Origin of the sequence: Streptomyces sp. NPDC008313, from assembly GCF_042956125.1 — a bacterium.
In the GTDB taxonomy this organism is placed as follows: Bacteria; Actinomycetota; Actinomycetes; order Streptomycetales; family Streptomycetaceae; genus Streptomyces.
Genome location: NZ_JBIBFR010000020.1, coordinates 142,402 through 154,463 on the forward strand (window position 1 = coordinate 142,402; position 12,062 = coordinate 154,463).

The window sequence follows — 12,062 nt, forward strand, 5'->3', positions numbered from 1 at the left end:
GGCCGCTCGGGGTGTCGCCGGACCTCTCCCGGACGAAGCCGCCCAGCAGGCCCTTCCGTGTGATCCAGGCCGTCTTCTTCCCGATCGGACCAGGTGCCGTCGAAGGACCACCGCCGGCGTTCCATAACGCCGGGGCGGGGGCGGACTGACTTCTTACGCCCGGCGACCGGCCCTCCCTACGGTTTCGGCACCCCACGAGACCCGAGGAGATCCCCATGCTCCGGCCACGAAGCAGGTGACGGGCCATGACCACCGACGCGGCGCGGACCGCGCCGCCGGGAGGGCAGTTCGGGCGGACGCTGCGGTCCTGGCGCGTACGCGCCGGGCTCACCCAGCAGCAGCTCGGCCTGAGGGTGGGCTACCACCACAGTCTGATCAGCAGGCTCGAAGCGGGGTGGCGCGAACCACCGGCGGGGCTGGTGCCGCGGCTGGACTCCTTGCTCGGGACCGGCGGCGAGCTGGCCGCGATCGTAGCCGCCCCGCGCGAGGTGCCGGGGGGACCGCCGGGGGGACCGCTCGACCCGAGGCTGTTCGCCGCGCTGCCCGGCGCCGCAACGGCCGGAGCCGAGGACGCGACGGACCCGGCACCGTGGCCCCCGGCGCTGCCCGCCGAGGGGCTCGTCTGCCCGCTGCACGGCACCGCCGGCTGCGTGGTTCCCGACCGGGCGGCGATCGCGAGCCTGCTGAACGGGCTGACCGCGCCGCACCCCCGGTTCGCCGACCTGACGGGTGTGGAGGCCGACCTGCTGCACGGGCTCACCGCTGTGCTGGCCTGCCTGACGCGCGACGTGCCGCACGGGGCCGGTCCGGACGGCACCGTCCAGCTGGAACGGCTGCTGCACGCCACCGTTCGGTGGGCCGAGGCGGTCAATCGCTCCGGACGGCTGCCGTACGGGCAGTTGCGGATCGCGGCACAGTACGCCCAGGTGGCCGGACGCCTGCGCATGCGGTGCGGCCAGGGCGCCATCGCGATGGCCTGGTTCGGCCATGGACTGAGGTGGGCGGAGTCCGTCCATGACGCCCCGGCGCGAGCCACCCTGCTGAGCGACATGTGCACGCTCGTCCGGCTTGACCAGGACGCCGCCTCGACACTCGGCTACGCCGAGGCGATCGGCGCCGTGGACCACCGGCGCCGCTGGGTCGCCGCCCTCGCCCATCTGTACCAGGCGCGCGGACAGGCGCTCGGCCACGACGCCACCGAGTGCCTCCGTCAGATCAGGCTGGCCCGGCGTGTGTTCGGCCGTCTCACCCGGAGGGACCGTGCCGAGGCGCCGTGGCTGGACGGCGCCGAGGGGGAGTTGCGGGTGGAGTCCGCGGTCGGCGGAGCCCTGCGCGACCTCGCCGCCCTCACCGGCGACCGGGGGACGGCCCGCCGCGCGGTCGCCGCCACCGCCCGCTCGCGTGACCTGGTGCCGCCGACGATGCGCGACACCCGCCTGCTGCTCACCCTGCGGCTGGCGGACGGCTGGGCGTGCGCGGGTGACCCCCGGGCGGCGGTCGCGGTGGTGTCACCCGTGCTCGACGAGGCGGTGCGCTCCCGCGAACTGATGATCAGGGCGGAGCTGCGCGGGCTGCACGGCAGGCTGCTCGCCGGCTGGGGCGACGTCCGTGACGTACGGGAGTACCGCGGCCGGGTGCTGGACGCGGGTGACTGAGCCCGGCTGCCGAGGGCCGGGCCGCCCGCTCGCACCGGGCCGTCGTTGCCCGCTTGCCGGATTGTGACAACCCGGGACCGCTGCCCCGGTCCCCGTTGACCCGGGTGGCGGCCGGTGTGAGGGTTCGGCGAGCCCGGCGCACGGGCATGCCAGGCACGGCCCATGGGGTGGCGACCCCTCCCTCGTCAGCGTTCGCGACAGGCCAATTTGTCATGCCCACACCTGAAGCGCCGGGTGCTGCCTCACGACCTCTCACAAGGAGCCACGATGCTGAGAAAGATGGCGGTGGCCGGGATATCCCTGGCCGTGACGCTCGGGGTGGTGGTGCCGGCCCAGGCCGCCGCGGCCCCCGTGACCGCGCCGTCCGCGGGTGAGCCGAGACCGACCGCCGCCGCGAAAGCCGTCGCCGCCGCGGACCGGGCCGTGCGAAGCGGCCTCGACTCGCTCGCCAAGGGCGCCGAGGAGCAGTACGACCGGCACCAGGTCACCCCCTGGGGCGGCAACCTGTTCTCCGTCGCCTACGAGCGCACGTACAAGGGCCTGCCCGTCGTGGGCGGCGACGCGGTCGTCCTCGCCGACGGCAAGGGCAAGGTGCGCTCCGTCCAGTCCGCGACCGCGGCCACCGTCTCCGTCCCGACGAAGGCCGGGGTCAAGGCGGCCCAGGCCGTGAGAATCAGCCGGGCCAGGCTGGCGAAGGTGGACAAGGCCGACTCCGGACGCCTGGTCGTCAGGGTGAGAAACGACGACGCCACCCTCGCCTGGGAGACCGTGCTCACCGGCCGGACCAGGAAGGACGAGCCGAGCAAGCTGCACGTCTTCGTCGACGCCCGCACCGGCAAGGTCGTGGACGCCTACGACGACGTACACGCCGGCACCGGCCACAGCGAGTGGAACGGCCCCGACCCGCTCACCATCGACACCTCACGCTCGGGCAGCAACTACGTCCTGCGGGACACCACCCGCCCCGGACTGCAGTGCTCGGACTACAGCGGCGGCCTGTTCACCAAGTCCCGGGACGACTGGGGCACGGGCAGCGCCACCAGCAAGGAGACCGGCTGCGTCGACGCCATGTGGGCGGCGCAGAAGGAGTCGGACATGCTCCGCGACTGGCTCGGCCGCAACGGCCACAACGGCAATGGCGGAAGCTGGCCGGTGCGTGTCGGCCTCAATGAGCTGAACGCCTACTGGGACGGCTCCACCATCACCATCGGCCACAACAGCGCCGGCAAGTGGATCGCCGGCATGGACGTGGTCGGCCACGAGTTCGGCCACGGCCTGGACTCCTACACACCCGGCGGCGCCAACCACGAAAGCGGTCTGGGCGAGGCCACCGGCGACATCATGGGCGCCCTGACCGAGGCGTACGCCAAGGAGCCGTCGCCGTACGACACCCCCGACTACACCGTCGGCGAGGAGATCGACCTGCAGGGCCGCGGCCCCATCCGCAACATGTACAACCCCGGGGCGCTCGGTGACCCCGCCTGCTACTCCTCCTCGATCCCCAGCACCGAGGAGCACGCCGCGGCCGGTCCGCTCAACCACTGGTTCTACCTGCTCGCCGAGGGCTCGAACCCGAGCGGCGGCAAGCCCTCCAGCTCCACCTGCGACAACTCCACCGTCAACGGCGTCGGCATCCAGAACGCGGGCAAGATCTTCTACGGCGGCATGCTGCTCAAGACCAGCGGCATGACGTACAAGCGCTACCGCACCGCCACCCTGACCGCGGCGAAGAACCTCGACGCGAGCTGCGGACTGTTCAACAGGACCAAGGCGGCCTGGAACGCGATCAGCGTGCCGGCGCAGTCCGGCGACCCGGCCTGCGCCGGGGAGCAGAGCGACTTCTCGCTCACGCTCAGCCCCGCCTCGGGCGACGTCGACGCCGGTGCCTCGGCCCGCGCCACCGTCGGCACCAGCACCGTCACCGGCAGCGCCCAGCAGGTCTCGCTGACCGCCTCCGGCGCACCCTCCGGGGTGAACGTCTCCTTCAGCCCGGCGACGGTCACCTCCGGCGACAGCTCCACCATGACGGTGTCCACCTCGTCCGGCACGGCCGCCGGCACGTACTCGATCACCGTCACCGGTCGCGCGGGCACCACGACGCACACCGCCCAGTACACGCTGCGGGTCGGCGGGGGCGGCGGCAACCAGCCCGCCCCGCCGGACATCGACGTGGCCGACGTCCAGTCCCACCTGTCCCAGTTCAACGCCATCGCCTCGCAGAACGGCGGCAACCGCCGCTCCACCGGCGCCGGCTACCGGGAGTCGCTCGCCTACGTCAAGGGCAGGCTCCAGGCCGCCGGGTACACCGTCACCGAGCAGACGTGCGGCTCCGGCTGCTCCGCGGGCGCCGGCAACAACCTGATCGCCGAATGGCCGAAGGGGGACGCCGACAGCGTCTACATGTTCGGCGCCCACCTCGACAGCGTGTCCGCGGGGCCGGGCATCAACGACAACGGCTCCGGCTCCGCGACGCTCCTGGAGAACGCGCTCACTCTCGCACGGACCGACCCCGCCATGAAGAACCGGGTCCGCTTCGCCTGGTGGACCGACGAGGAACAGGGCCTCAACGGCTCCGACTTCTACGCCAGGACGCTGTCCGGCACCGAACGCTCGAAGATCAAGGCCTACTACAACTTCGACATGGTCGCCTCGACCAACGCCGGGTACTTCGTGAACAACCTCGGCTCGGCCGCGGCGGCGCCCCTGAAGGCGTACTGGGACTCGCTGGGCCTGGCCCCGCAGGAGAACGTCGAGGGGCAGGGCCGCTCGGACGACTACTCCTTCCAGCAGGCCGGCATCCCCACCTCCGGCTACGCCACCGGCGCCTCGGCCGTGAAAAGCTCCGCCGAGGCCGCCAAGTGGGGCGGCACTGCGGGCCGCGCCTATGACTCCTGCTACCACTCCGCCTGTGACACCACCGGCAACATCAACGCCACCGCGCTGAACCGCAGCGCCGACGGTGTCGCCCACACGATCTGGAAGACCGCCGTCGGCGAGGCACCGACGCCGGTGAACGACTTCTCGATCAACGCCGGTCCCTCGGCCGGCACGGTCGACCCGGGCTCCTCCACCACGGTCACCGTGTCCACCGCCACCACCAGCGGCAGCGCCCAGACCGTGCGGCTGTCGGCGTCGGGCGCCCCGGCCGGCGTGACCGTGTCGTTCAGCCCCTCCTCGGTCACCTCGGGCCAGTCCTCGGCGGCGACCGTGCGGGTCGCGGCCGGAACACCCGGCGGCACCTACACCCTCACCCTCACCGGTTCGGGCGAGGTCAGCCACACCACCACCTACACCCTCACCGTCCCCGGGGGCGGCGGCGGTGAGACGACCTGGCAGCTGGGAGCCACCTACGCCGCGGGTGACATCGTGACCTACGACGGCGTCCGCTACCGATGCCTCCAGGGTCACACCGCCTACCCGGGCTGGGACCCGCCCAACGTCCCGGCCCTGTGGGAGCGCCTCTGACACCGGCCCCGAGAGCCTGAGGGCGACACCTCCAACGCCCCGGCCGTTCCCGCGCGTTCACGGGGCCGGCCGGGGCCCTTCCCCTGCCGCGCCACCGGACGCTGCAGTCGGCTGTCCGCAGCCCGGGTGGCCCGCCCCGTCGCCGGTGCCGGAAGGCGGCGTGTGCCGGCACCGGACTCCGCCTCCGGAGTGGTCCAGGGCACCGGCGGAGGCCTGGACAGGCGGGGGACCGCCGGGGCGTGAAATTGGTCTAGTCCTATCTTGGTCCAGACCATTGACTCGCTCATCGCCGAGCGCTTCCATACAGGCATCAACAAGGCAGCACCCGTAAGGGAATTGGCGACACACCTCCTCACACCGGGACTGACATGAGACTCATGCGTTCCTTCCGCGCGGCCCTCACCGCGGCCGCCACGGCCGCGGCCTCCGCGGGCCTCGCACTGTCGGGCGCGGGCGCGGCCCAGGCGGCGACACCGCTGCCGTCCCACGTCTTCGCCCCCTACTTCGAGGCGTGGACCGGCGAGAGCCCCGCCGACCTGGCCGCACAGTCGGGCTCCAAGCACCTGACGATGGCGTTCCTCCAGACGGCGTCCGCCGGATCCTGCACGCCGTACTGGAACGGCGACACGAGCATGCCGGTCTCCTCGGCGACCTTCGGCAGCGACATCTCGGCCATCCAGGGGCGCGGCGGGGACGTGATCCCGTCGTTCGGCGGCTACACGGCCGATACCACCGGCACCGAGATCGCCGACAGCTGTTCCGACGTCAAGCAGATCGCGGCCGCGTACGAGAAGGTCATCACGACCTACGACGTCTCACGCCTCGACATGGACATCGAGATCGACTCGCTGGACAACACCGCGGGCATCGACCGGCGCAACAAGGCCATCAAGCTCGTCCAGGACTGGGCGGCCGGCAACGGGCGCAAGGTGGAGTTCTCCTACACCCTGCCGACCACCACGCACGGCCTGGCGGACAACGGCAAGGCGCTGCTGCGCAACGCCGTCAGCAACGGCACCCGGGTCGACGTCGTGAACATCATGACGTTCGACTACTACGACAACCAGGCGCACGACATGGCGGCCGACACCAAGACGGCCGCCCAGGGCCTGTACGACACCCTCGCCGGCCTCTACCCGGGCAAGACCTCCGCGCAACTGTGGAACATGGTCGGCATCACCGAGATGATCGGAGTCGACGACTTCGGCCCGGCCGAGACCTTCAGCCCGGCCAACGCCCGCACGGTCTACGACTGGGCCGTCGACAAGGGCATCAACATGCTGTCCTTCTGGGCGCTGCAGCGTGACAACGGCGGGTGCCCGGGCGGCGCGGCCGCCGACAACTGCTCCGGCATCCAGCAGAACACCTGGGACTTCAGCCACCTCTTCGCCCCCTTCACCGGCGGCACCACGACCCCGGACAACGACTTCTCGCTCGCGCTCAGCCCGGCCTCGGCCACGGTGACCGCGGGCAAGTCGGCCACCACCGCGGTGAAGACGGCGGTGACGGCGGGCCAGGCGCAGAAGGTGGATCTCAGCGTCAGCGGTGCTCCCGCGGGCGTCACGGCGTCCCTGGCCCCCACGTCCGTCACGGCCGGCGGCTCCTCGACCCTCACCCTGGACACCACCTCGGCGGCGGTCTCGGGCACCTACCACGTCACCGTCACCGGGGCCGGTGCCTCCGGCAGTCACTCCGCGACGTACACCCTGACCATCACCGGCGGCAACGGCAACCAGTGCACCGCCGCCCCGTGGGCCAAGGACACGGTGTACACCGGCGGCCAGCAGGTCTCGCACGACGGCCACAACTGGAAGGCCAAGTGGTGGACGCTGGGCGAGGAGCCCGGCACCACCGGACAGTGGGGCGTCTGGCAGGACCTGGGCGCCTGCTGACACGCCCGGCCCCGAACCCGGTGGCCGTCCGGCAGAACAGCTGCCGGACGGCCACCGGACCCATGCGCGCCGCCCGCCATCGCCCCGGCGGCACCGCACGCCGCCCCGGCCACGCGACTACGGGCGGTTGAGCGCCCGCGAGATCCCGGCGGCGACGGTCGTGGCCAGGATCCATCCGGCGGCGGTCAGCGCGTAGGCGAGCCATTGGCCGGTGCCTCGTGGCCGCCGGCACCCAGCAAGCAGCGCCGCGATGACCTCGGCCCGCACCGCGGTCGCCGCCCCCTGCGGCGCGTCGCGGACATCGACGGCGCCGCCGCGGGCGAAGGAGCCCCACAACCGCCGCTCACCGGCGCTGAGTTCGTCGACACACATGAACTGTGATCATCCGGCACGGCACGGCACGGCACGGCACGGCACGGCACGGCACGGCACGGCACGGCACGGCACGGCCAAGGACAAGTCCACGCCAGTGGAGCACCTCAGTACTCCCGTACGCCTTCGCGCCCCTGTGCCCTCATGCCGTCCGCGGCCCCGCGTCCTGTGCCGCGCGCGCGAAGGCCCGGACGAGGCCCGTCTCCGCGGCTGTGGGCCAGATGAGGGACCAGTAGCCCATCGGGCCGTCGGCCAGGCGCAGATACCGCAGGCCGGGCCATCGGTAGTAGCGGGTGGCGTCACCGTGGACGAGGCTGATCGCCTCGCCCGCCGCGACCACGGCGGCCACCTCCTGGAACGTGGAGACCTTCGGGCCACGCCGGATGGGACGGCCGCCCGGGGTGTGGGTGGGCACGAGCGTCTGCTGCCAGTATTCGGGGATGGGCATGGCGGACTGCGGCAGCGGCCAGTCGGCCAGATCCTCCATGCCGACTGTGTCGCGGGCGGCGAGGGGGTGGCCGGCGGCGACCATGAGGACCAGAGGCTCGGTGGCGACCAGCGGGCCGACCGTGAGGTCCGGCTCGCGGACCGGCAGCCAGGCGGTCGACACCTCGACCGAGCCGTTGCGCAGCGGCCCGAAGGGATCGGTGAAGTAGACCTCCTGGATACGGAGTCGCACTCCGGGGTGCCGAGTGCGGAAGAGGTCGATCACATGGGCGTAGTCGAGAGCCTGGGGTCCGTACAGCCCCAGTGACAGTGTGCTCACCTCGCCGCGGGCGGCGGCGGTGGCCGTGCGTGTGCCGTCCAGTATCCGCTGGTAACCCGTGCTGAAGTCGTCGCGCAACCGGGCCCCGATGGCGGTCAGTTCGACCCGGCGGCTGCTGCGGGCGAACAAGAGGGCGCCGATCCGCCTCTCCTGCTTGGCGATCGACTGGCTCACACGCGCCTGTGACACGTGCAGCCGGTCCGCGGTCCGGCCGAAGTGCAGTTCCTCGGCCAGCGTCAGGAAGATCTCGATGTCACGCAACTCCACCCTGACGCCCCCGTTCTCCATTCATAACGTCGGGCTAATCAGATCATGTGCAGTCGACGATTGTTCGCCCCTTTCCCGCCCTGCATCCTGAGCTACGTCCTCCTTCGGGGACGCCCTTTCAGCGCTGCGTAGCAAGGAGACGGGTGTGCTCACACCGTTCGCGTACGGCTTGGCCGTGATCCTCGATCTTCTGGTCGTCTTCATAGGCCTCCGCTTCCTCTTCCAGCCCCGGTCTGCCGCCGTCGGCTACGGCGTCCCCGCCGACGACAGTGGTGAGTCCGCGTACTTGACCATCAAGGGACTGCGTGACCTTGTCTCGGGCCTCCTGGGACTCGCGCTGCTGGCGTTCTCGGACGCCACGAGCGAGGCCCTGTTCATGCTGGTGATCGCGCTCACCCCGCTGGGGGACACGGTCATCGTCCTCCGCAACGGGGGCGCCGGAGCCGTCGCCTTCGGAATTCACTTCGCCACGGCGGCCGTCGTCCTGGTCTGCGCGGCCCTTCTGTTCGCGGTCTGACCCGCGCCAGCCCCCTACCGATGATTCCCGCAGCCCGTTGGAGGCGAGCAGATGTCTCTCATCCATCCAGACTTCGACCAGTCCCATGTGATGCGTCAGGCCGATGCCGAGGTCATCGGCCAGGCCCCGACCACGGTTCGCCTGCTGGCGGACAGCAGCACCACCGGCGGTGCGCTGTCCACCCAGCGCGTCACCCTCTCCGAGGGAGCGAGCGGCGCGAGCCCTCACCGCCACGGCAACTCCGCCGAGCTGTTCTATCTGCTGGACGGCACGGCCCAGCTCCTCTCCGGCGACCGGATCGTCACCGCCGGCCGGGGTGACCTCGTCGTCGTCCCGCCGAACCTGCCGCACGCCTTCGCCGCCGCTCCCGGCGAGCGCGCGGACATCCTCATCGTGATCACTCCGGGCGTCGAGCGCTTCGAGTACTTCCGTCATCTCGAACGCATCGCCTACGGGAAGGTCCCGCCCGAGAGCCTGCTGGACGTCCAGGAGCTCTACGACACCTATTTCCTGCAGAGTGAGGCCTGGACCGCGGCACGGACGTGACCGGTTCGGCCGTGCCGCGCGCGGCCTGCGTACCAGAGGTCATGGTTCTCGGCGGTGGGGGAGCGGCGGCAGGCCACCGCGAGGGCGTGCATACGATGGCCCCCGTGCGGATCGGTCCGCCCAGTCCGGTCGACCGCACGACGAGCCACATCCGTCATACGGGGAGTACACGCATGCGCAGGGCAATGACCGTAACGGCGTTCATCGCGGCAGCCGGGCTGATGACCGCGTGCGGCAGCGGCGGTGGGGACGACGGCGGTGACGGCAAGAAGGAGCACGCCGGCAAGAGCACCGCCACCACGTCGTCGAAGCCCGCCTCCGACGGCCGGGACAAGACGTACGAGGTCAGCTTCGAAGTCGGCGGCAAGGGCCGGAGCAACGTCTACTACAACCTCGACACGAACCACTTCGAGCAGGTCACGCTGCCGTGGAAGAAGTCGGACAAGCTCACCCTGAACAGCACGGAACGCAAAGTGGGGATCACCGTGTCCGTCGTGCCGGGGCCCGTGCTGCGTTCCAACGGCCGGATGGCCGCGGCCCCGTGCTCGATCACCGTCGACGGGAAGAAGGTGACCGAGGACCCGGGCGGCGCCGACGGCAAGCACAAGTGCGAGTACACCCTTCGCTGACAGCACGCCGAAGTCGGCGCGGCGGGCCGCTGTCGGCTTCGAGAAGCCGGGCCTGCCCGTCGCGCCGCTCCGCCGTGGTCTGCCCGGCCTGATCCAGACGAGAGGCCCTAGTCCGGGCGCCTGGCCATGATGACCACGCCCGGCCCGGTGTGCTCGTTCGCCGGGAGCCGGAGTTCGGCGACCGGGTGCAGGCCGGCCTGTTCGATCAGGGCCACGAGTTGCTCCGGACGCCATTGGTGGGTCGTCCAGCGGACGGGCACGCCTCCGTAGGCCTCGGTGCGCACCACGTCCTCGTCGCCGACGTGTGTCGCGGTGAGGAAGTACCCGCCCGGCTTCAGGGCGCCCGCGAAGCCGGCGAGGACCTGAGGGAGGACGGCGCGGGGGAGGTTGAACAGCGACCACCATCCGAGCACGCCGCCGAGAGACCCTTCGCCGAGGTCGAGTTCGGTGGCGGAGGCGACGTCGAAGCGGCAACGCGGATGCAGGCGGCGCGCGTTCTCGATCATGCGAGGGGAGAGGTCGACCCCGGACACGTCGAGTCCGCGCTCGGTGAGGTAGGCGGTCACCGTTCCGGGACCGCAGCCGACGTCGAGGACGGGCCCGAGGCCGCCCACGCTGTCGGCGAAGGCGTCGATCGACGCCTTGAGCCACGGATGCGTACGGATGTCACCGATTCCCGAAGTCAGCACCATGTGCACGTAGTTGTCGGCCACGCTGTCGTAGGACTCACGGACGATGTCGAGATCGGCCGGACGGTCGATGGGGTGTGGGCGCATCGGCCCACCATAGGACCGTGCCGGGGCGGGCGGTTGCCGATATCCGTCAAGGGCCGTGCCCGGGCGGGTCGTTGCCGATGCCCTCGCCAGTCGGCCCCGGTCGCGGCGGGTCCGTGCCCGGCGCTGTCAGTCCAAGAACTCCAGCAGCCGGTCGTCGAGTTCCTTGGGCGCGGTGTGCGGCAGGGAGTGGTGGGTGGCCCCCGGCAGGAGTGCCACTTCGCCCCGCGAGAGCGTCCGGCGGGCCCGCTCGGCGACCTTGAGGGCGTCGTGGGCGCGGCTGCGCTCGGCGAGCAGGACGAGCACCGGCATGCCGAGGCCGGCGGCCGGAGGGCGGCCGCCGGTGACGAACTTGCGGCCGGGAACGGTGGTGGCGAGCGCGTAGAGGCGCTGCCAGCTCTCGTCCGGGTGGGTACCCGCTGTCTCCCAGGCCAGGAAGGCGCGGGCGCGGGCCTGGCTCGGGCGGACCAGGGCGGGCAGCGCGCGCAGCAGGTAGCCGAGACGGAACCCGGCGAAGACCTGGGTGGGGTCGACGAGGGCGAGACGGTCCACCCGCCGCGGCGCGTGCAGCGCGTACATGACGGCCATCCAGGCGCCGTAGGAGTGACCGCACAGGTGGGTGCGGTCGAGACCGAGCCCGTCCAGCAGCGCGTCCAGCCAGGCTGTCAGATCGTCGGCGTTCCGCAACGGTGTGCCCCGGCGTTCGGTGCGGCCGGCGTCGCCCAGCAGATCGACGGCATGCACCCGGTACCGCTCGCCGAGAGCGGGGGCGTTGGCGGACCAGGTGAGGCCGGTGGCGGATCCGCCGGGCAGCAGCACCAGCGGACGGCCGTCCACCGGGCCGTGGACATGGACTCGGGTCGGCCCGTACGGCGTGGGCACGTCGCGTTCCTCGGTGAACTCCGGCCAGCGTGAACGGAGTTCGTCGTAGGCCAGGTCGAAGGCGGACGGAGGCACGGGCATTCCCCTCGCTGGACGGCATTCTCGCTCAGCGAGATACTACGAACAGGACTTCCCCACCGCCGTACTTGTAGGGGCCGTCCTGGTCCGCCTCCGGGTCGTCGGGCGGCCGGTCGAGCCATCGGCCCCGTTACCTTTTTCGTGGCCCCGCAATGGGGCGCCTGGCCCCCGGGTCCGGTATGGCTGTGTGCCCCCTGTCGTACGGATGACCTGGGGGGTG

The 12,062-nt window shown here is 71.6% G+C and carries 10 protein-coding genes; 6 read left to right on the top strand and 4 right to left on the bottom strand.

Annotated features, from left to right (window positions below; translation table 11 throughout):
- The first annotated feature begins 245 nt into the window (after positions 1-245).
- The 3 genes from ACFY93_RS25515 (at position 246) to ACFY93_RS25525 (ending at position 7,012) form a co-directional block, all read left to right on the top strand.
- Entirely contained in the window at positions 246-1,655 is a 1,410-nt protein-coding gene (locus ACFY93_RS25515) for a helix-turn-helix domain-containing protein (protein WP_391363146.1), read from the top strand.
- Between the two features lie 267 nt (positions 1,656-1,922).
- Positions 1,923-5,120, top strand: coding sequence for a M28 family peptidase (locus ACFY93_RS25520; protein ID WP_391363148.1), 3,198 nt, complete (start codon positions 1,923-1,925; stop codon positions 5,118-5,120).
- Positions 5,121-5,488: 368 nt separating this feature from the next.
- Positions 5,489-7,012 (top strand): glycosyl hydrolase family 18 protein, encoded by a 1,524-nt coding sequence (locus tag ACFY93_RS25525; RefSeq protein ID WP_391363150.1) that lies wholly within the window; start codon positions 5,489-5,491, stop codon positions 7,010-7,012.
- 117 nt (positions 7,013-7,129) lie between these two features.
- Here the strand turns inward: ACFY93_RS25525 and ACFY93_RS25530 are convergent, their stop codons facing one another.
- Positions 7,130-7,384: a hypothetical protein gene (locus tag ACFY93_RS25530; RefSeq protein ID WP_391363182.1), complete on the bottom strand. Its 255-nt coding sequence runs from the start codon at positions 7,382-7,384 to the stop codon at positions 7,130-7,132.
- Between the two features lie 142 nt (positions 7,385-7,526).
- The gene (locus tag ACFY93_RS25535; protein ID WP_391363152.1) at positions 7,527-8,438 is read right to left on the bottom strand and encodes a LysR substrate-binding domain-containing protein; all 912 of its coding nucleotides are present in this window, start codon (positions 8,436-8,438) and stop codon (positions 7,527-7,529) included.
- Positions 8,439-8,562: 124 nt separating this feature from the next.
- On the opposite strand from ACFY93_RS25535, the gene ACFY93_RS25540 reads away from it, so the two are divergent.
- The 3 genes from ACFY93_RS25540 to ACFY93_RS25550 all read left to right on the top strand — a co-directional run bounded on the left by ACFY93_RS25540 (position 8,563) and on the right by ACFY93_RS25550 (position 10,109).
- Positions 8,563-8,934: a DUF4267 domain-containing protein gene (locus tag ACFY93_RS25540; RefSeq protein ID WP_391363154.1), complete on the top strand. Its 372-nt coding sequence runs from the start codon at positions 8,563-8,565 to the stop codon at positions 8,932-8,934.
- A gap of 51 nt (positions 8,935-8,985) precedes the next feature.
- Positions 8,986-9,480 carry a cupin domain-containing protein gene (locus ACFY93_RS25545; RefSeq protein ID WP_391363156.1) on the top strand — a complete coding sequence of 165 codons (495 nt, stop codon included), beginning with the start codon at positions 8,986-8,988 and terminating at the stop codon, positions 9,478-9,480.
- 173 nt (positions 9,481-9,653) lie between these two features.
- Positions 9,654-10,109 carry a hypothetical protein gene (locus ACFY93_RS25550; protein ID WP_391363157.1) on the top strand — a complete coding sequence of 152 codons (456 nt, stop codon included), beginning with the start codon at positions 9,654-9,656 and terminating at the stop codon, positions 10,107-10,109.
- A 107-nt stretch (positions 10,110-10,216) separates the two neighbouring features.
- On the opposite strand, the gene ACFY93_RS25555 is transcribed toward ACFY93_RS25550, so the two are convergent.
- Positions 10,217-10,885, bottom strand: coding sequence for a methyltransferase domain-containing protein (locus tag ACFY93_RS25555; RefSeq protein WP_391363158.1), 669 nt, complete (start codon positions 10,883-10,885; stop codon positions 10,217-10,219).
- 126 nt (positions 10,886-11,011) lie between these two features.
- The gene (locus tag ACFY93_RS25560; RefSeq protein WP_391363160.1) at positions 11,012-11,845 is read right to left on the bottom strand and encodes an alpha/beta fold hydrolase; all 834 of its coding nucleotides are present in this window, start codon (positions 11,843-11,845) and stop codon (positions 11,012-11,014) included.
- Positions 11,846-12,062: the final 217 nt, after the last annotated feature.